Below are 18668 nucleotides of genomic sequence, written 5' to 3'. Positions count from 1 at the left end.
ACAGAGATATTTAAATTATAGGTAAGGCGTTATCCAGTTTAATGAGTCGGGCCCTGATGTTGATGGTTGATATTCACAGCCAATCCAGCCCTGATAATTCATTTTTCTAATAAAATCGAATAGCCATGTTTCATTTAATTCACCTGTTCCCGGTTCATGGCGATAGGGGACAGAAGCAATTTGAAAATGTTTAATTAAGGTGAAGTAGCGTTCAATATTTTTTGCCACATTGCCATGAATTTTCTGACAGTGGTAAATATCAAACTGTAAACCGATATTTTTCTTGCCAACCTCTTGAATAATAGATTCGGCCAACGGAAAGCTGTCAATAAAATAACCGGACATATCCTGCGAATTTAACGGTTCAATCAGCACATCGATTTCCGCTTCAGCCATCATATCGCAGGCGATACGCAGCCGGTTGCTCAGGAGAGTGCGCTGAGCGTGAAGCGTCAGATCGTCGCAGCGCGAACCGGCCATAACGTGAACCCGACAACAGCCCAGCGCCGTGGCGTAATCACGTGCCACGTTGAGGCTATGGTGAAATTCCTGGTCTCGACCGGGCTGCGCGGCCAGTCCCCGCTCACCTTGTGCCCAGTTACCCGCCGGTGCGTTCATCAGCACCACCGGCAGGGATGTTTCCCGCTGTGCAGCGTGCAAATGCGTCAGCGGGTGCTGCCAGAGAAATAGCCCTTCAACGCCGCGAAAACCAGCCGCCTGCGCCGCCGCAAATCGCGCCGCTATCGGTAAATCTGTAAACAACCAGTCGAGGTTAGCCGCTAACTTCAGCATGGCGCGCACCCTCCCGGTTATCAACCAGATGCAGCTTAACGCCCTGGCTGGCAATAGTTTGCTGGGCGTTTTCTGGTAACCGGTTATCAGAAATAATGTCGGTTAACTGTTCCAGCCCACAGATATGGAACATGCCGTATTTGCCAAACTTACTGCTGTCGCAGACCAGCACCCGACGCCGGGAAACGGTGAGTACCGCTTCTTTAACCGAAGCTTTCCCTTCGCTCGGCGTCGACATGCCGCGTTCGGTATCCCACGATGAGGAGCTCAGAAACGCCACGTCAATATTAATGGTGCGCAGAAAACTGGCGGCGCTTTTTCCAAGGCATGAGCGGTTACGCTGATCCACCAGACCACCGGTGTGATAGAGCGTGATGTGCGGCATATCCATCAGATAGTGGCTGATGGAAAAATCGTTGGTTACTACCGTCAGATTGAAACAGTGGCTGGCGGCGACCGCTTTCGCCACTTCAAACAACGACGTACCGGCATCCAGATACAGCGTTTGTCCGGGCTCAATGAGCATGGCGGCGAGCTGGCCCATTTTACGTTTCACGTCATGATTCAACTCGGCTTTTTCCCGCCATGGCAGCTCGGATTTCAGCAGGTTATTGAGCTTCACTCCGCCGTTAATGGCAATAACTTTGCCTTCTTCTTCCAGCAACTGGATGTCGCGACGCACGGTCATATGCGACACGCTCATCAAATCTGCCAGTTCATTAAATGAGGCGGCATTTTTTTCGTGCACGTAGCGGTAGATAAAATCACGTCGTTGCTCGGGGATCATTATGTCACCTCACGCTTGCCGGGAATGTTCAAGTTCGGCCACCGCTTCTTCTGAGAGCGGAACATAGCCAAGCGGTTTTAACGTCAGCCAGATGCGGGCGCTGTCTTCCAGTTCTTCGGCGTTAAACACCGCCTCACGCAGCGAGCGACCGCTTACTACCGGCCCGTGATTGGCCAGCAGCGCGGCCGTATGGTCTGCCGCGATTTCACTCAGTGCGCTGGCAATGCCTTCATGGCCAGGCTTGAAATAGGGCAGCAGCGGTAACTGCCCGACGCGCATCACATAGTACGGTGTTAACGGCGGCAGGCAGTTTTTCGGCGTGGTGCACGGCAGGCAGGAGAGCGCGGTCAGCCATGGAGAATGCAGGTGCACGACCGCGCCGCAGGATGGCCGATGTCGATACCACGCCAGATGCATGGGCACCTCTTTTGAGGGTTTGTCGCCGCTAAGATGAACGCCGTTGGCATCCAGCCGACTTAGCGTGGCAGGATCAAGCTCGCCCAGACAAGAGTTGGTCGGGGTCACCAGATAGCCGCCATCTGGCATTTTGACGCTAAGATTGCCGGAACCGCCGCTGCTGTAACCGCGCATAAACAGGGAACGGCCATAGTGGACGAGTAGTTCGCGCAGTTGGTGTTCACTCACCGAATTCATAATGCGTACTCCTGGGCAGTAAAAAAGAAATCGTCGTCACCAAAGTTGCCTGACTTCAGCGCCAGCGCCAGACCGGAGGAAAATACCCACGGTACGCCTGGCGCAATGGCTTTGCCGACGGACAGACGCTTCACCTGCAAGGCTTCCACAACGGTGCCGGAGGTTTCTCCGCCCGCGACGATAAAGGTGTTTACACCCGCAGTTCGTAGCTTTGAACTCAGCCGGGCAAAAGCGTGTTCGATTGCCTGGCTGGCGGCCTGTTCGCCGTGCTCCTGTTGAATACGTTTGAGTACGTCTGGCGGCTGGGTGGCGTATATCAATGGCGCTAATGGGTCGCTGATATGCGTCATCGCCCAAGCGCTCAGTTCATCGGTGTAGCGTTCGGCATCAGACAGGCAGCGGGACACATCAAGCAAACGAGACGCTGCCGCGGCCTTATAGCGATTAACCTGACGATTGCTCATTGCCGAACAGCTACCGGAGAACACCACCGTTTTGGCAGGCAGTGGAAAAGAGTCCGGCGGCATGGATTGCTGGCCTCCGCTGCAGGCGGCCAGCGCGCCGCCGAGCCCGGAGCCCCCGGCTAACAGAGGGCTGGCATGGAGAGCTTGCGCCAGTGTGTTGAGATCTGCTTCATCCAGCGTATCGACGATAACGTGACGCGTACCTTCAGCCTGAAGTTGGGCCAGGGCGTAAGTGACCGCTTCCACACCTTGACGCAGGGTCGTGAGGTTGATGCAACCAACCGCGCCTGGCGTTTGCGCGCTCAGCAGACGCGGCAGGCTGGCATCGTTCATTGGATTGAGCGGATGCTTTTCCATCCCGGATTCGTTAAGCAGTATGCCGTGTACAAAAAGATGACCATGCACCACCGTGCGTCCGTTTTGCGGCAGAGCAGGGCAGTGGACGATCTGCGGAACCTGCAGGTCGTTCATCAATGCATCGCTGACCGGGCCAATATTGCCTGTTGGCGTGGAGTCAAACGTCGAGCAATATTTAAAATAAATCTGGCGGACACCTGCATTTTGTTTCAGCCAGCGGGCACAGGACAGGGATTGGGCGACGGCCTGTTCTGCGGGTAATGAGCGGCTTTTCAGCGAGATGACGATAGCGTCAACCTCTTCATTCCAGCATTGCGCGGGATCGGGCATACCGGGCAGAAGCGCGACGCGCCACCCCTGCTGCGCCATAAAGCTTGCAATGTCCGTTGCGCCGGTAAAATCGTCGGCGATAACGCCTGTGGTGACGGCCATGGATCAACTCCGTTCAGATTGTTTGCTAATTGAACATATTATTCAGGAGGGCCTTTCACATTCACATGATGATTATCACAAATAAGCACATCATCGATTCACATTAAAAACGGGTAATTTATTGAAAATAATGAAGTTAGGTGTTGAGTGTTGCGAAAAGAGTCTCACAAGAGAGTGTGAAGATTCGTTAATCTTTGAGAAAGCGAAGTCGCGGTGTGCTGCAGAGTATTATCGTGGTCGCTATAATTTTCTTGCCAATTGATCATAATCATCTGCACAAATGAGATTATTTTTTGCGGTAAGCATCATTCTTTCCTGAGGCTAATTTTTGCATATTAGCGGCCTTAATATTGTTAATGCCGGAGGATAACGTGCCGCTGAAAATCCAGGATGACTATTTACACCGTTTTTTCTCTATCGCAGAACTCTTCTCCCGAGCCACTGGGTTAGCCACAGTCGTCGTTGATATTAACGGTATAGCGTTGTCTGAATGTCATAATTTTAATTCGTTTTGCACATTAATGCGTGCGGATGAGCGCTATCGAGCAGGTTGCCAAAAGTGCGACAAGTACTGTGCTTTTGAGGCATTAAAACAGCTTAAACCCAGAATACTCACCTGTCATGCAGGGCTAAGCCTGTTCTCGATGCCATTAATTCATGAGGGACACCTTTACGGTTTTATTATCTGCGGGCAGGTGCGGGTAAAGTATCAGGAATATAAAACTATCGCTATTGATAACAAAAACTCATGGATTAATAACCCCGAAATTAAAGCTGAGTGGGGCCAGTCTGCAATGGTGGATAATAATGTACTGGTGGCGTCAGCAAATTTGTTAAGTTTTATTGTTGATAATTTTGAGAAAGAACAATTGATCTCTGAGAAGATTGTAGTTCCGGCAACCCGTTACGCTCATCATTATTTCACTGAGCCTTCACGTCACGAGAAAAAACTTATGGCGGCGCTGCGTTATATTGACGAGAATTTGTATGGTGAATTGTCTTTGGAATCTGTCGCGGCTCATGTGTGCTTAAGCGCGAACTATTTCAGCCGGTTTTTCAAGAAACGCCAGGGTGTTAATTTTAAAACCTGGGTGAGTCAGAAAAAAATGCAAAAAGCAGGGGAGTTATTACACGATCCGGTTCATTCCATAGACAGTATTGCCAGGAAACTGCAATACGCGCAAACCAGTTACTTTTGCCGCGTTTTCCGGGCGGCGCATCAAACGTCGCCCCAGTCTTTTCGTCACGCCAGACTTTCGCAGTAAAGATTGTCTGGCAGCGTGATGGCTTCAGGTATAAAAGAGAGTCGATCGCTCAGGGTCACCACATCTCCGATTACAATCAGCGCCGGTGGAACAATATTCGCTTCCTGCGCCTTGCTCAATAATGAACCGAGCGTGCAGGTCAGGCGGCGTTGATTTTCTCGGGTCGCGGACATAATTAGTGCGGCGGGCGTGTCTGCTGATTTCCCGCCCATCAACAACTCTTCACAGATAAACGCCAGATTGGCGATACCCATGACGATGACCAACGTGCCATTAAGTTTCGCCAGTTGACGCCAGTCCTGCTGCTGATTGCCTTCCCGCGTGTGGCCAGTCACCACGTGAAAGCCGGAGGCAAAATCGCGATGCGTCACCGGGATACCGGCATAGGTCAGGCCGCCAATCGTAGAACTAATACCCGGTACAACTTCAAAAGGGATGCCCATTTCAACCAGATCCTCAACTTCTTCAGCCCCACGGCCAAATACATACGGATCGCCACCTTTGAGGCGCACAATGTTGTGGTGTGTTTGGGCATACTGGACCAGTAGTGCGTTGATTTCACCCTGGGGAACGCAATGGAATCCTGGATTTTTGCCGACATTGATAAGCAGGCAGTCAGGTAATGCCCATTCTAAAATTTTAGGATTGACCAGCCGATCGTAAATAATGACGTCAGCCTGTTTAATGCAGATCATTGCTTTGAGGGTCAGTAATGAAATATCACCAGGACCTGCTCCAACGAGCCAGACCTTTCCGAAAGTTTTCACAATGTGTCCTTTATCACGTCTGTCAAAAAATGGCACAAACGACATCAATAAATGATTAAAAGCAGTCGTTTGCCCGTAAGTTATAACGTGAAATTATCCAGGATTAGCGCATGGATAATATTGATTAATCTCGCAAAGTTTTTTCTGCAATAAACAAGAAGACTTGAAAAATTATTAAGAACTTATTGGCACTATTTACTTAGGTTTAACCTTATTTAAATTGTGTTTATTGTTGTGCTTGAGTATTATTGGTTAATATTTATCCGCCATCAGTGTGAGCAAATCATGGATTGGATCAATGACATCAATGGAGAAAATAAAATATAACTCTCGGTGCTTATCTGGGTGCCTTGAATTATTTTTTATAAATTAAACTATTTTTGTACGCTGCATATGGAAGAAGTTATGAGAGGAAAAATACCCAAGACGGAGTTGCTGGTAACTTTTGAAGTGGTTGCGCGTCACGAAAGTTATACCAGGGCAGCTGAAGAGTTGGCGTTAACACAAAGTGCTGTTTTCCGCCAGGTGAATGCACTGGAGGATTTTCTTAATACCGCGCTATTTAATCATGCCAAAAAACGTATTTTTTTAAATGCGGCCGGCAAACACTATTTAAGTATCGTTAAAGAAACGTTAAATAAACTCGAGCGCGATACGACCACAATAATGACCTGGCAACCGACCGTACAGGTTATTGAGCTGGCGGTAAATCCGACGTTCAGTACGCATTGGTTGATCCCCAACCTGCGCGAGTTTAACAAACTCAATCCTGATATTATCGTGAACATCCATTCGCTGGCGAATATCGGTGATTTTCTTAATCGTGAGTATGATGCGGCAATTATGCGCGAAGATTTCTACTCACCGTGGTCAGAGGTTGAGTACCTGTTTGAAGAGGAAATTCTGCCAGTTTGCAGCCGCTGCCTGCTGGCCGAACCGGAACGGAAACTGTCAGTCCACGAACTGCTGAACGAATACCCGCTGTTGCACCAGAGTACGCGAATCAAAGGCTGGCAGGAATGGTTTGCGCTGTCCAACGTCAGCAGCCCGCTGGTAAATAAAGGCCCGAGATTTGATCTGTTGTCGATGTTGATTGCGGCGGTCCGTTCTAATCTGGGGGTTGCGCTGCTTCCTCGTTTTGCCATTCAGCACGATCTGGACAATGGTGATATGGTCATTCCTTGCGATGTTCCGATGCGCACCGGGAACCGTTTCATTATGACGTGGCGTGAAGAGAAATCGGAGTCTGCGCATTTACAGACATTTCGTAACTGGTTGCTCAGTAAGTCCGTGGTGTCGGCTGCCTGATGGTGGTTTGCGCTTTATCAGGCCTACAACGATTGGTAGGCCGGATAAGACGCGTTAGCATCGTTTTCCGGCAAAAGAACGGCTACCAGTCGATTCCAATCTGTGCCTGAATCCCGCGGTCAAACGCGTGCTTGACCGGGCGAATTTCACTGACCGTATCGGCCAGTTCCAGTAACAGCGCATGGCATCCGCGCCCGGTCACGATGACGCTTTGCTCCGCAGGGCGATTTTCGATGGCGCTGATAACCTCCTGGGTGTCCAGATAGTGGTAAGCCAGCATGTAGGTAAGCTCATCCAACACCACCAGATCGTACTGCGGATCAGCCAGCATGCGCTTACTTTCCTGCCAGACTACCGTTGCCGCCTCGATATCCGCTTGCCGATTTTGGGTTTCCCAGGTAAATCCGGTGCCCATAATATGAAATTCGACACCGAGCGGTTGCAGCGTGTTGTACTCGCCATTATCCCACTGGCCTTTAATAAACTGCGCGATGCCAACGGTTTTTCCGTGACCAACCGCGCGCGTTGCCGTACCAAAGGCTGCGGTGGATTTTCCTTTACCGTTGCCGGTGAAGACAATCAGGATCCCTTTCTTCTCCGTTGCCGCCGCCACGCGGGTATCAACCTGTTCTTTCAGTTTCTGCTGACGCTGGCGGTGTCTGTCATTATTGGCTCGCGCTTCCATGGTGACTCCTTAATGTCCTGCCGGACAGGTTGCGCAGCGATGCTGCTGCTCAAACTGGCTAAAGAAGTTATTGCCTTTATCATCCACTAATACGAAGGCCGGCATATTTTTAACTTCCATCATCCACACCGCTTCCATTCCCAGCTCGGGATATTCAAGGCAGTGCAGGCTCTTCACGTACTGCTGCGCCAACAAGGCTGCGGCGCCGCCAATGCTGCCAAGGTTAAAACCACCATGTTTGCGACACGCATCCGTGACTTGCGCGCTGCGGTTGCCTTTCGACAACATGATCAGACTGCCGCCCGCGGCCTGGAAAGCATCGACGTAACCGTCCATGCGCCCGCCGGTTGTGGGACCTAGCGAACCGCAGGCCAGATTACTGGGGGTTTTAGCCGGGCCCGCGTAATAGACGATATGGTTTTTCATGTAATCTGGCATTGGTTCGCCGTTATCCAGGCGCTCTTTGATTTTGGCATGCGCGATATCGCGAGCCACAACAATCGGGCCGGTTAACGATAAACGCGTCCCAATTGGCAGAGTGGTGAGATCATGCAGGATCTCGCGCAACGGACGATTCAGATCCAGTTGTACGGTCTGGGCGCTATTTTCTACCCGCTGTGAATCGGGAATAAATTTGCCCGGATTATGCTCGAGTTTCTCCAGCCAGATTCCGTGTTTGTTGATTTTGGCCTTGATGTTGCGGTCGGCTGAGCAGGAGAGAGCCATGGCGATAGGGCAGGAGCCGCCGTGGCGTGGCAGGCGGATCACCCGGATATCGTGGGCAAAGTATTTGCCGCCAAACTGCGCGCCGATGCCAAACTCGCGGCTGGCGTTAAGCAGCTCGGCTTCCAGCGCCGTATCGCGGAATGCCTGACCCAGTTCGTTCCCGCGGGTGGGCAGGTTATCGTAATATTTAGTTGAAGCCAGTTTGGCAACCTTCAGCGTCTGGTCGGCGGACAAGCCTCCAACGACGAAAGCGATGTGATACGGCGGGCAGGCGGCTGTACCCAGTGATTTCATTTTTTCGATCAGAAACGCGGTGAGCTTTTCCGGCTGCAGAATAGATTTGGTTTCCTGGAACAGCGCCGCTTTGTTAGCAGAGCCGCCGCCTTTGTTGACGAACAGGAAACGGTATTCGTTACCCGGCGTGGCGCTGATGTCGATTTGCGCCGGCAGGTTAGTCTGGGTATTGACCTCGGTATACATGTCCAGCGGGGCATTTTGCGAGTAACGCAGGTTGTTTTCGGTGAAGGTGGTGTACACGCCTTTGCTTAATGCTTCTGCATCATCGCCGCCGGTCCAGACATGCTGTCCTTTGCAGGCCACAATGGTTGCCGTCCCGGTATCCTGGCAGTTGGGCAGGACGCCTTTGGCCGAAACCTCAGCATTGCGTAGCAGTTGCAATGCGACGTACTTATCGTTACTGCTGGCCTGCGGATCGTGCAGAATGCTGGCTATCTGTTTTAAATGTCCGGCGCGCAGGAAAAATGAAGCCTCATAAAATGCCTGCTGGGCTAATAAGGTTAGCGCTTCTGGCGCAACCTTAATCACTTCCTCTCCGTCTAACTCCGTTACCGCAACGTGCTGGTTACTCAGTAATTCATATTCGGTATTATCTTTACTCTGAACAAAGAGTTCCTGCCAGACAAATGGTTTAGACATGTTTACATCTCACCTTTTAGTTAATATGTCGGATGGCGCTCACGCCATCCGTAATTGCTTAATGCGCTAAAAAGACATTGGCTTTTGTCGCTTCGGCGACATATTCGATCGTTTTCTGGGCGCGAACGCTGTTACCGGCTTCATCCAGCGGCGGAGAATAGACGGCAATCGCATATTCGCCCGGGACAACGGCGACCATGCCGCCACCGACGCCGCTTTTTGCCGGGATGCCCACGGTGTAGAGCCATTTACCGCTGCCGTCGTATAGTCCGGCAATCGCCATTTCTGCCAGCACCTGCGGAACATATTTTTCATTCAGCAACTGCTTGCCGTTGAATGGAGATTTGCCTTTGTTCGCCAGTACCGCCCCCATTTTGGCCAGTTGCTCAACGGTGATATCCACCGAGCACTGACGGGTATAAATTTCGACAGCTTCGTCGGTATTGCCATAGAAGCTGTTATAGGATTCCATCAGCTTCGCCAGCGCCTGATTGTGCTGGTTGGTTTCCATCTCGGATTTAAAGACCGGCTCATTAACCGTGAGCGTGGCGTCGGCCCAGACGTTCAGGTTGTCGAGGATTTTGTTCCAGCGATCGGTTTTGTCTTTGGCTTCAATCAGGCTAACGGTGCTCATCGCCCCGGCGTTTACCAGCGGGTTCTCAGGCGCGCCTTTGGTCAGCTCAACCGCTAAACCGGAGTTGAAAGGCATGCCGGTGGCATTGGCCCCGAGTTTATCCAGCACCACCTGAGGGCCGTGCTGTTCCATGGCGAGCGCCATGGTGAAGACTTTGCTCAGGGATTCCATGGGGAAGGGTTTGTTAACATCGCCAACCTGGTAGATCTTGCCGTCCACCGTGGCAATGGTGATGGCAAAGTTATTCGGGCTGTAGGTCGCCAGGGCAGGGATGTAGTCGGCGACTTTTCCATCGTGGTTACTTTTATATTTTTGATGTGCCTGGTCGATAAGCTTTGCGTAATCCGGCGTGGTTTGCGCGAGAGTCGTTGCGCTGAACAAAACGCTGAAGGAAAAAATACTCACGCCGAGAAGATTTTTAGTCATGGTGCAATCCTGTTGGTGTACTCATCATGGTGCCGGATGGCGGTGTACCGCCTTATCCGGCCAACGGATAGTTAAACGTTATGTAGGCCGGATAAGCGCAAGCGCCATCCGGCAATAACGTCGTATCAGGACAACGCGACTTCTGTTTCGGTAACCGGACGTTCTTGTTCCGGGGTCTTCACTGGCGCAGTGCCACGACAACCCTGGCCGAAGTGTTCACCTTCCCAGCGACTTACAATGGCAGCACCCATTGCGTTACTCATGACGTTGGTAGCAGAACGACCCATATCGAGGAATGGATCGACGCCCATCAACAGGATCAGACCAGCTTCAGGAATGTTGAACTGGTTCAGGGTTGCGGCGATAACCACCATTGATGCACGCGGTACGCCCGCCATCCCTTTAGAGGTCAGCATCAGGATTAACAGCATGGTAATTTGCTCGCCCATGCTCAGCTCAATGTTGCACGCCTGAGCAATAAAGACGGTGGCAAATGAGCAGTACGCCATGGAGCCGACCAGGTTAAAGGAGTAACCGATAGGCAGAACGAAGCTGGCGATTTTTGAAGAAACGCCGAATTTTTCCAGCTTGTCCAGGGTGCCCGGGAAGGCGGCTTCTGAGCTGGAGGTAGTAAAGGCCAGCAGTGCAGGCTCGAGGATTGATTTGGTCAAACGCGCGATGCAAGGCCCGACTATCATGGTTGACAGGCCAATCAGGATTGCCCACAGCATACCCAGGGTCAGATAGAATTCACCCATGAAGATCCCGGCGCTGACCATCACACCCAGACCACGTTCGGCAATCAGACCAGAAATAGCGGCAAAAACGGTCAGTGGTGCAAACAGCATGACGTAGCCCGTCAGCTTCAGCATCACGTGTACCAGTGAATCCAGAACCTTCACGATAGGCTCGGCTTTTTCACCAATTGCGGCCAGGCTGCAACCGAGGAAAATTGAGAACACCACGATCTGCAGAATTTCGTTACGCGCCATCGCATCGACAATACTGGTCGGTACCGCGTGCGAGATGAACACTTTCAGCGTGAATGGCTCTGACTGAACGGCGGCAACGGCCCCGACGTCATGCGGCACGAAGTTGATCCCCGCGCCTGGCTGGAAGATGTTAACGATAACCAGACCCAGTGCAATTGACACCAGAGAGGCGCAAATAAACAGGAAGAAGGTTTTCGAAAATATACGTCCCAGCGTTTTGGCATCGCCCATTTTGGCAATACCAACAACCAGAGTTGAAATAACCAATGGCGCGATAATCATTTTTACCATGCGTAAGAATATGGTGGTAAAAATAGAAATATCTGCTGCATAGGATTTTGCTGTTTCAGCCGCGGCCATATTATTTATGGCCACCCCGGCAATCATGCCGAGTATCAGGCCTAATATGATCATCTTCGTTAAACTTATTTTCTTCATGTGTACTCCATCGGATAAAGGCTGGTAATTTGAATTGTGTAGGGTGGTGTGCGCCTGAGCCTGGACAGCAGCTCAGACGCACGCCTGTTGTGACCAACCGCATGAATAATTCGAAGCACTGTGATACCGCTGAATTCAGTGCTCCAATGGTTGTTATTGTGTGTTTTGTTACAAGTCGAACTCAATACTTAATAATGGAGCGTGTTGCTGAGCACCATAAACATCATTGTCACCGACGTTGCCGGAAATAATATCGCGCGGCATGACGATTTTTACGGCATTCGCCGGATCGAACCACACGATATTGTGAATGAAGTCAGGTTCAACATTATATAAACTGGCAATGAGCTGCGGCGTTAATTGCTCGCAGGCTTTTACCCGCTGATAGTCTTCCCTGGTTTTAAATAAAATATCTAAAACCAGTTCGTACGGTCCGGCGTTTTTGGAGCGAATAACCTGCGCCAGTGAACAAATTGAGTGTTTCATGCCTGAACTCCTTCTGGCGTCACCTGTTCAATGTGGAAATCAAATCGCAGCGCATCGCTCGCTTCAATCAGGTGATAGATCGAGAACTCATACACCGGTCCACTTTGAATATCAGATGGCGAGAACGGGAAGGCGAGGTTGCCCGCAGTCGCAATGCGATTTTCATAGCCGTAGTGCAGCAGGGTAGAGCGTACCAGCGAGCAAACGCTGTTGGCGATATCCTGCGTCGGCGCAACGACATCCAGTAAAATCCCCAGCTCATGACCGGCGGTTTTCATCGGTTCATGGTTGCCCATCACACCGTTCTTACCATACAGGTGGAACGTCATGCGGATACTGTCGTCATTCAGAGAGAGGTTACGCGCCACGCTTGCCTGTACCTCTTCGAGAATGGTGTCAATCCCGGCAATCATAATTGGGTCGCGCGTTCCGGCGATGGTCAGGCAACGGAAGCCAACCTGACGCGCGCCTTCCAGTTTCAACGCATACGGTGTTTCTTCATGACGTGAACCACTGACATACACTTCGCCCTCGTTAACTTGGGTAAAGGTGCACGCTTTCAGGTTCAGCACGCCGCCTGGTCCTGGCAGGAAGTACGGATCGGACTTCTCATACAGGGTGTGCGCCGCAGCGGAAGTTTCAGTGAACTTACGCTTGGGATTGAACGCCTTCAGCGTAAAGCCGTTGTCATCAATGATCCCCATCGCACAATCTGAGCCGGAGCCAGGGGTGGCAGCAATGGCAGCACACTCAAGGATCTTCCCGCAATGAAGTGCCAGACCTTCATCAAAGCCCTGCATTATTGGCAGCGCGGCGAAGCAGGCCGGATCGTAGGCACGTCCGCCCAGAACCACCTGCGCGCCAGCTTCGAGCGCACGCTGAAAAGGCTCGACGCCCATCTGCGCGACAATGTAGGTGCTCTCTTCAATTGCATCGTGAGTCAGTTCAGGCACAAAATCGAGCGCGGTGATTTTGCCGTTATCCAGCGCCTGATGAACGATTTCTTTGTCGACATCAGACGGGATTAACGCCATTGAGAAGGACAGTTTTTCTTCCTGTGCGATCTCATGGATTATCTGGCGACACCACTCCAGATGCGGAGCTGCGCCAGAACCACCGGCCGTGCCGATCACTACCGGGATGTTGTTCTTCACGCCTGCCACGATCATATAGCGCAGATCGCGTTTCACACCGGCCCGGTCGGTAAAGGGTTTACCCGCCCCCAGATAGTGGGGGCCTGGATCGGAGGAACCTGCGTCAACAGCAATAAGATCCGGTGACTCTTCCATGGCTTTACGAAAACTTTCTTCCGGGAAGCCATAACCCAGGATAGCCGTAGGCGATAAGATCTTAAATGTGCGTGCCATCTCTTAATCCTTAGTTTGCAACAGCGCGATGGTGCGGTTCATTTCGTTAAACACGATGTTGAGCCCTTCATCGAAACCCATACCCGGCTTGATCAGCATGCGCATTGGACGCGCAGCCAGCGCGACGTGTACGCAGGTACGCGCACTGATTTCCGTTTCGTTACAGGTACCGCCCTGATAGGCTTCCATTCCGTGTTTGTTGCAATACAGCACCGCATCGACGATGTTGTGAATACCGCCCAGATCCGGGGTCTTGATCTGCACCATGTGGCAACTGCCCGCGTCGGTGAAGTCCACGATATCCTGATAGGTGTTACACCATTCATCCGCAACAATTTTCACGCCGGAACCCAGACGGGTAAGCTCCTGAGTGATCTCGGTGAGCATGCGGATCTGATCCGGCTTGTTACCGGCATCTACCGGGCCTTCAATGTACAGCGGCAGGCCTTGAGCTTCGGCTTCCAGGCTGGCGATGTATTCGGCGCAACGCACGGGATCCATATCGAAGATCAGACCGATGGTGCCGTAGACATCAATATGCAGCGTCGGGTGATAGGTTTCGTTGGTGCGCAGGCTCAGGATGCGGTTTGATAACCAGCGGACGTACTCACGCAGTTTTTCGCCTTTGAAGCCCAGCTTCTCTTCTACGTTATTGATCAGCGCATGCGGCAGGACGTCCACACCTTTGAGGATCATCTTGTCGACGGCGATATAACGGTCGTCGCCGCTCTGGCCAAATAATGGAATGGCTTCCGGGACGCACGGCAGTTGCCATTCATCACAAACCACTTCTGCTTTCAGACGACCGGTAGCCAGTGCCGCCGCGTCGAGCAGCGCCTGAGACAGACCATAACGTACGGCGGTATGCAGCAGATGGCCGTCAATACGCAGTTCGTCAAAGAAACGGGCGTTGGTCAGGAACGAATCAACGTCGCGGCCTTCCAGCAGCGGTTTGATGTGATCGTTAAGGAACGGAATGAAGTTTTCAGCCAGGAACAGCGGATCGCGTCCACCTGCACCTGAATATTGCACCGCTGCACAATCGCCCACTGCTACTGCGCCGTTTTCCAGAATCAGCTGTACGGATACGCATTCACCCGCCTGACGAACAGATGTAAATCCAGGCGTTACCGGAGCGCCGGTATAGATAAACCCGTCATGACCGGCGCCGTTTTTGATGGCCTGCTGATCGTCAAAATAAAATGAGGAGTAGCCAGCTGTGAAAAGGGCCTGTTTAATTTTCATTATGGTCTTCCTATTAATTTACTGTGGGATACGGCGTTGATGTCATCAATGACCATCTGGAAAGAAGGCTTGCGGCCTTCGAAATGCGCGCGCTCTGCGACGTAGTCGTGGTGCAGGGCGAGAATGTCTTTCGGCAGCGGAACGGCACCGGCTTCGAGAATACGGATGGCGCCTGTGTTATCGCGAACAGGCAGGATCTTACCGGCGTTACAGGCGGCTGGCGCGAAAGGTACATCCAGTACGCCTGCTTCAAAGGCCAGCACCGTACCGCGCGCAATGTCGCCATTGCCTAGTTCGAAGACTTTCTTCAGCACCGCGCGGACTTCGCTCTTAATCAGATCAACTTCCTGCTCCACGGCAGCGCACTGCGGGAATTTCTGGTCGCTGACCATGTTGAGCATCTGGCGCGAAGCTTTCAGACCCTGGGCGTTCGCTGCCGCCGTTGGGATACCGAACGCTTCGTGCGGGCTTTTGGTGATCACTTTGGTGGCACCTGACATACCGGCAACCGCTGCGCCCCAGGCGATAACGGAGAAGGCTTTTGCTTCATCTTCCGGGAATCCGCCCATCCACTGGTGGAAAACGGTACTCAGTTCGTAATCGTCGAAGCCGTGGTTATGGAAATATTCGTGGGAAAGTTCGCGCAGCGCCTGAATCGCTGCAATATCCTGCGTCAGGCTACCGACCTGGCCGTAGCCAACGGTAATTGACTTCACGCCTTGTTCCAGAGCCAACAGACCTTCGATAATCGCCACCGAGTGGGACATAAACGGCGGGATCAAGGTGCCGGTCAGTGGGCCAAACGGTTCACGGTTGATACGAATACCGTTCTCTTCGTACATGCCCATCAGGCGGTCGCAGTACTGCCAGTCGCGGATGGATTTTTCCAGAGTGACACGTTTAGCGTAAGGAATGTTGTAGGAGATGCCGCCGCCTTCGTAGCTGGTAAAGCCACTGGCCATGGCGATTTCTGCCAGCAGGCGCGCATCCGGCGTGCCGTGACGAACCTGGATCGGTTTTTCCAGCGCTTCAGTCATACGACGGCAGGCAGCAACCCCGTGATTGACGACCGGTAAACCATTCAGCTTAGAAGTACCTGCTTCGATAGATTTCTGGATCCCGACGGCGGCTTCTTCATAGCGGTTCAGACGGGTATAGGCATCGATAGTACTCGGCAGGAGGTCGCACTCTTCCTGCAATGTTTTGAGCAGCGCAATATGCTCATCCATTAATGCTACGCCTGCGCGCGGCTGGCTCAGGGTTTTCCCTTCCTGATCGGCCTTCAGCAGAGCAAGGGAGAAGCGCTTATTATCCGGGATTGATTGCTGGTACTTCACGCCATCTTCGAAGTTCTCAACGTCTTTGCCGGTTTCCCAGGTTTGTAATACCTGATGCCTTTCGGTCATGAATTCGTCATGGGTCAATTTTTTATTTCGAAGTTCCATTCGTAGCTGCCTTAAGTTTTATAGGGTTAAACACTGAATGCTGGTGCGAGCAGCGGCTTGCGGGTACAGCCTGGCGACGTTTGCCAGTAGCGGGAGCAGGCCATTTGAATCGCGGTAATACTCAAACTGATTCGGTAACAAAATTCTTTTACCCTGGTCGTCCAGCTCCCGGTATTTGAGCCAGCTATGGATATCGAACTGGCTGGCGCGAGAGAGCCATCCCCCTGAACCGACGACTTTGCGTACGGTGGTGAGATCGCGACCCATCTGTAAATCCACGTTACCCACGCAGGTGCAAACCTGCTTTTTAGTGCCCGCGTGGCGCTCAGCGGCATAGCCCACGCACAAACCTGCCAGCAGGGTGTCGAAATATTTCTCCTCCTCGCTGAGCGGCAGGTAATCCGGTTGCCCAACCAGATGACGCAGGTAGCGGTAAAATGCTTCCTCGCGCTGCGGTTGTTGGGCGAAGATGACTTTCACCATATCCTGCGTGCTTTCTCCCACCACGACGGCGGAAACGCGCATTCCCAGGTCGCCTTCAACGGTACGTTTGACGAACGGTTCAGGAACACCATGCAGGACGGTATCGGGGGAGAGGGTATTCGCGCTGGCCGAATAGACATCCGTGGTGGCTCCGCCCATATCAATCAGCATGAATTCCTTCCATGCGCTGTCGTAATCGCTAATGGCTTTGACTAACTCATATACCGTCCATGGCGTCGGCATTGGCTCTTCACCGGTTTCGCCGACGATGACGTCCAGACCTTTACCTTTGACAATGCGTGACAAGAACACATCGCAAATCGCCTGGCGCGCGGCAAACGGATTCGGGTGATCGAGGTCAGGCAGAATGTTGTCTACCGTGGTCAGATCTTTGTGTCCCAGAATCGTTTGTATTTCGTCCTGAATGTCCCGGTTTCCGGCGTAGATAATGGCGCAATCAAGCGTTGAGCCTGCCAGCGCGTGCGCATTCGCCAGGCCGTAGCTTTCTTCGCCACCGTCTGTACCGCCGGTAAACAACAGAATGTCTGGCGGTGATGATTCCAGCTCCTGGATGTCATGCCGGTTCAGTTTGTACGAATAATATTGCGCGATTTTCGCTCCTGCCGAATGGGCGGTAACTTTTGCTGATTCCAGCGTAATGGAAGGCACCAGCCCCATTGCTGCAACGGCGAGTCCACCTTTGGCCGAGGAGGAGTATTTCAACTGCACTTCACCACTTTTCAGTAACGGGCGAGCATCGGCAACGTTCAGCACCTGATTCAGGCTGGCAAAAAAACCGTCTGCCAGATGATGTGTGGTGGTTGGGGTCAGGACATGGTTTACCAGGGTTAATTCCTCGCCTTCATAGGCGAAGAGGGCAGCCTTGGTCCATGTCGAGCCGATATCGACAGAAACTGTTTGCATCAGATAGCCTCTTCCAGGCAACGCTGCTCGAGGCCATTGTGTTGGCGAATATCATTGGTGATAAGCGCGCAGACATCTTCCAGGTCGTGGCTTGGTGCGAAGACGCGGTTAAAACCCATCTCCTTAAACTTCACTTCCACATCGCCGAAGTCATGTTTACCAACTACCAGGTTGCCGCCGACGTACAGCAGAATGTCGCCGAGGCCGCGTTCGATGCAGCGCTCACGTAACCCGAGGCAGTCAATGTCGCCATGACCGTAGATAGAGGACACCACGATGGCATCGGCGCCTGTTTCAATCGCGGCATCAATATATTCATCCTGGCTCACCATCACCCCGAGGTTGATTACGTGAAAATCATGAGCAGTAAAAACGCGATCCAGAACTTTATTACCTACTGCATGGCAGTCAGCACCGATGACGCCAATAACAAGTGTAGATTTCTTCATGGGTAATCCTCTGTAGGGCTGATGGTCAATAAGTGAAAATTATTTTCTAATATTTAGAACATGGCTTGTGACAACCTCTTAATAGGGTCGGAGTTTCTGTGTAAGCGGAAAAGGAAGCAATTGATCTATTTTCAAAATATCCTGCGCAAAATGATTGTTATATTTTTTATTTGTAAAAATCCTTGTTTATCAGGTAGTTGGGTTTTGTTTTTGCGGCTTTTTTTAATTTACCAGGAAAATGACGAATAAATGACTTGCCATGTTTGTGATCGAAATCTTATTTTGTTGTGCGCCTCGTTTATGCGTCGTTTTTTATAATTTAAAAAATTACCTTTACTAAATAACTTGTGAACGGGATAACGGTTTTTTATTTTTTAATCTTATATGACATAATTATATTTTGTTAAATTTAAGATAAAAATGATAATGAATTGTTTGTGGCATATTTAAACGTTGCCACATAAGAGAAAAAGAGAAGTGAGTGATAACTTTCAGTGATGCTTTAAGCGATACGCCTGCGCTGTGCTGAGGACGTCAAACCCAATGCGTCTGTCAATGAGGGACGCTTTCGCTTCCATTTGAGATAGTTACATCTTGGTGTTAATT

General features: G+C 51.5%; 17 protein-coding genes. 2 read left to right on the top strand and 15 right to left on the bottom strand.

Going from position 1 to position 18668, the window contains the following annotated elements; all coding sequences use genetic code 11:
• Positions 1–15: 15 nt before the first annotated feature.
• From HV334_RS16705 to otnK, 4 genes are read right to left on the bottom strand one after another with little or no spacing between them, the layout of a single operon-like run.
• Entirely contained in the window at positions 16–792 is a 777-nt protein-coding gene (locus tag HV334_RS16705) for a TIM barrel protein (protein WP_181220660.1), read from the bottom strand.
• Positions 773–1579 carry a DeoR/GlpR family DNA-binding transcription regulator gene (locus HV334_RS16700; protein ID WP_016156008.1) on the bottom strand — a complete coding sequence of 269 codons (807 nt, stop codon included), beginning with the start codon at positions 1577–1579 and terminating at the stop codon, positions 773–775. The genes HV334_RS16705 and HV334_RS16700 overlap by 20 nt, the downstream gene beginning before the upstream one ends.
• Before the next feature lie 9 nt (positions 1580–1588).
• A complete protein-coding gene (locus tag HV334_RS16695) occupies positions 1589–2233 on the bottom strand; it encodes an aldolase (RefSeq protein WP_016152294.1) in 645 nt (214 codons plus the stop codon).
• Positions 2230–3486 (bottom strand): 3-oxo-tetronate kinase, encoded by a 1257-nt coding sequence (otnK, locus tag HV334_RS16690; RefSeq protein WP_181220659.1) that lies wholly within the window; start codon positions 3484–3486, stop codon positions 2230–2232. Before otnK ends, HV334_RS16695 begins: the two co-directional genes overlap by 4 nt.
• Positions 3487–3857: 371 nt before the next feature.
• Between otnK and HV334_RS16685 the strand changes: the two genes are divergently transcribed.
• Positions 3858–4751 carry a PocR ligand-binding domain-containing protein gene (locus HV334_RS16685; protein WP_016152296.1) on the top strand — a complete coding sequence of 298 codons (894 nt, stop codon included), beginning with the start codon at positions 3858–3860 and terminating at the stop codon, positions 4749–4751.
• Here the strand turns inward: HV334_RS16685 and cobA are convergent.
• Complete coding sequence (gene cobA, locus HV334_RS16680; RefSeq protein ID WP_053090133.1) at positions 4730–5518, bottom strand: uroporphyrinogen-III C-methyltransferase; 789 nt, start codon at positions 5516–5518, stop codon at positions 4730–4732. The genes HV334_RS16685 and cobA overlap by 22 nt on opposite strands.
• Before the next feature lie 405 nt (positions 5519–5923).
• Between cobA and HV334_RS16675 the strand changes: the two genes are divergently transcribed.
• A complete protein-coding gene (locus HV334_RS16675) occupies positions 5924–6826 on the top strand; it encodes a LysR substrate-binding domain-containing protein (RefSeq protein ID WP_047359471.1) in 903 nt (300 codons plus the stop codon).
• Positions 6827–6908: 82 nt separating this feature from the next.
• Here HV334_RS16675 and cobO read toward each other — a convergent pair whose 3' ends face one another.
• The 10 genes from cobO to glmS all read right to left on the bottom strand — a co-directional run bounded on the left by cobO (position 6909) and on the right by glmS (position 18062).
• Positions 6909–7511 (bottom strand): cob(I)yrinic acid a,c-diamide adenosyltransferase, encoded by a 603-nt coding sequence (gene cobO / locus HV334_RS16670; protein WP_016156012.1) that lies wholly within the window; start codon positions 7509–7511, stop codon positions 6909–6911.
• 9 nt (positions 7512–7520) lie between these two features.
• Positions 7521–9173, bottom strand: coding sequence for a class I fumarate hydratase (locus HV334_RS16665; protein WP_181220658.1), 1653 nt, complete (start codon positions 9171–9173; stop codon positions 7521–7523).
• A gap of 58 nt (positions 9174–9231) precedes the next feature.
• On the bottom strand, positions 9232–10233 hold the full coding sequence (gene glsA / locus HV334_RS16660) for a glutaminase A (RefSeq protein WP_065554176.1): 1002 nt from the start codon (positions 10231–10233) through the stop codon (positions 9232–9234).
• Positions 10234–10358: 125 nt separating this feature from the next.
• Positions 10359–11663 (bottom strand): dicarboxylate/amino acid:cation symporter, encoded by a 1305-nt coding sequence (locus HV334_RS16655; protein WP_047497772.1) that lies wholly within the window; start codon positions 11661–11663, stop codon positions 10359–10361.
• 168 nt (positions 11664–11831) lie between these two features.
• Positions 11832–12149 (bottom strand): DUF4387 domain-containing protein, encoded by a 318-nt coding sequence (locus tag HV334_RS16650; RefSeq protein ID WP_016152303.1) that lies wholly within the window; start codon positions 12147–12149, stop codon positions 11832–11834.
• Complete coding sequence (locus HV334_RS16645; RefSeq protein WP_016156013.1) at positions 12146–13516, bottom strand: acyclic terpene utilization AtuA family protein; 1371 nt, start codon at positions 13514–13516, stop codon at positions 12146–12148. The genes HV334_RS16650 and HV334_RS16645 overlap by 4 nt, the downstream gene beginning before the upstream one ends.
• A gap of 3 nt (positions 13517–13519) precedes the next feature.
• Positions 13520–14761: a methylaspartate ammonia-lyase gene (locus HV334_RS16640; protein WP_016152305.1), complete on the bottom strand. Its 1242-nt coding sequence runs from the start codon at positions 14759–14761 to the stop codon at positions 13520–13522.
• The gene (locus tag HV334_RS16635) at positions 14761–16206 is read right to left on the bottom strand and encodes a methylaspartate mutase subunit E (RefSeq protein ID WP_181220657.1); all 1446 of its coding nucleotides are present in this window, start codon (positions 16204–16206) and stop codon (positions 14761–14763) included. The genes HV334_RS16640 and HV334_RS16635 overlap by 1 nt, the downstream gene beginning before the upstream one ends.
• Positions 16207–16224: 18 nt before the next feature.
• Positions 16225–17613, bottom strand: coding sequence for a methylaspartate mutase accessory protein GlmL (gene glmL, locus HV334_RS16630; protein ID WP_181220656.1), 1389 nt, complete (start codon positions 17611–17613; stop codon positions 16225–16227).
• On the bottom strand, positions 17613–18062 hold the full coding sequence (gene glmS, locus HV334_RS16625; RefSeq protein WP_016152308.1) for a methylaspartate mutase subunit S: 450 nt from the start codon (positions 18060–18062) through the stop codon (positions 17613–17615). The genes glmL and glmS overlap by 1 nt, the downstream gene beginning before the upstream one ends.
• Positions 18063–18668 lie beyond the last annotated feature (606 nt).

Source organism: Citrobacter sp. RHBSTW-00944 (assembly GCF_013615435.1).
Classification (GTDB): Bacteria; Pseudomonadota; Gammaproteobacteria; order Enterobacterales; family Enterobacteriaceae; genus Citrobacter; species Citrobacter braakii.
The sequence above is the reverse complement of the archived record's forward strand: the minus strand, read 5'-3'. Positions and strand labels throughout refer to the sequence as shown.

Coding starts and splice junctions, on each gene's coding strand:
- glsA (WP_065554176.1), bottom strand. CDS start 10,233: ATGACTAAAAATCTTCTCGGCGTGAGTATTTTTTCCTTCAGCGTTTTG.
- HV334_RS16695 (WP_016152294.1), bottom strand. CDS start 2,233: ATGAATTCGGTGAGTGAACACCAACTGCGCGAACTACTCGTCCACTAT.
- glmL (WP_181220656.1), bottom strand. CDS start 17,613: ATGCAAACAGTTTCTGTCGATATCGGCTCGACATGGACCAAGGCTGCC.
- HV334_RS16700 (WP_016156008.1), bottom strand. CDS start 1,579: ATGATCCCCGAGCAACGACGTGATTTTATCTACCGCTACGTGCACGAA.
- HV334_RS16665 (WP_181220658.1), bottom strand. CDS start 9,173: ATGTCTAAACCATTTGTCTGGCAGGAACTCTTTGTTCAGAGTAAAGAT.
- glmS (WP_016152308.1), bottom strand. CDS start 18,062: ATGAAGAAATCTACACTTGTTATTGGCGTCATCGGTGCTGACTGCCAT.
- HV334_RS16650 (WP_016152303.1), bottom strand. CDS start 12,149: ATGAAACACTCAATTTGTTCACTGGCGCAGGTTATTCGCTCCAAAAAC.
- HV334_RS16655 (WP_047497772.1), bottom strand. CDS start 11,663: ATGAAGAAAATAAGTTTAACGAAGATGATCATATTAGGCCTGATACTC.
- cobO (WP_016156012.1), bottom strand. CDS start 7,511: ATGGAAGCGCGAGCCAATAATGACAGACACCGCCAGCGTCAGCAGAAA.
- HV334_RS16645 (WP_016156013.1), bottom strand. CDS start 13,516: ATGGCACGCACATTTAAGATCTTATCGCCTACGGCTATCCTGGGTTAT.
- otnK (WP_181220659.1), bottom strand. CDS start 3,486: ATGGCCGTCACCACAGGCGTTATCGCCGACGATTTTACCGGCGCAACG.
- HV334_RS16640 (WP_016152305.1), bottom strand. CDS start 14,761: ATGAAAATTAAACAGGCCCTTTTCACAGCTGGCTACTCCTCATTTTAT.
- HV334_RS16675 (WP_047359471.1), top strand. CDS start 5,924: ATGAGAGGAAAAATACCCAAGACGGAGTTGCTGGTAACTTTTGAAGTG.
- HV334_RS16635 (WP_181220657.1), bottom strand. CDS start 16,206: ATGGAACTTCGAAATAAAAAATTGACCCATGACGAATTCATGACCGAA.
- HV334_RS16705 (WP_181220660.1), bottom strand. CDS start 792: ATGCTGAAGTTAGCGGCTAACCTCGACTGGTTGTTTACAGATTTACCG.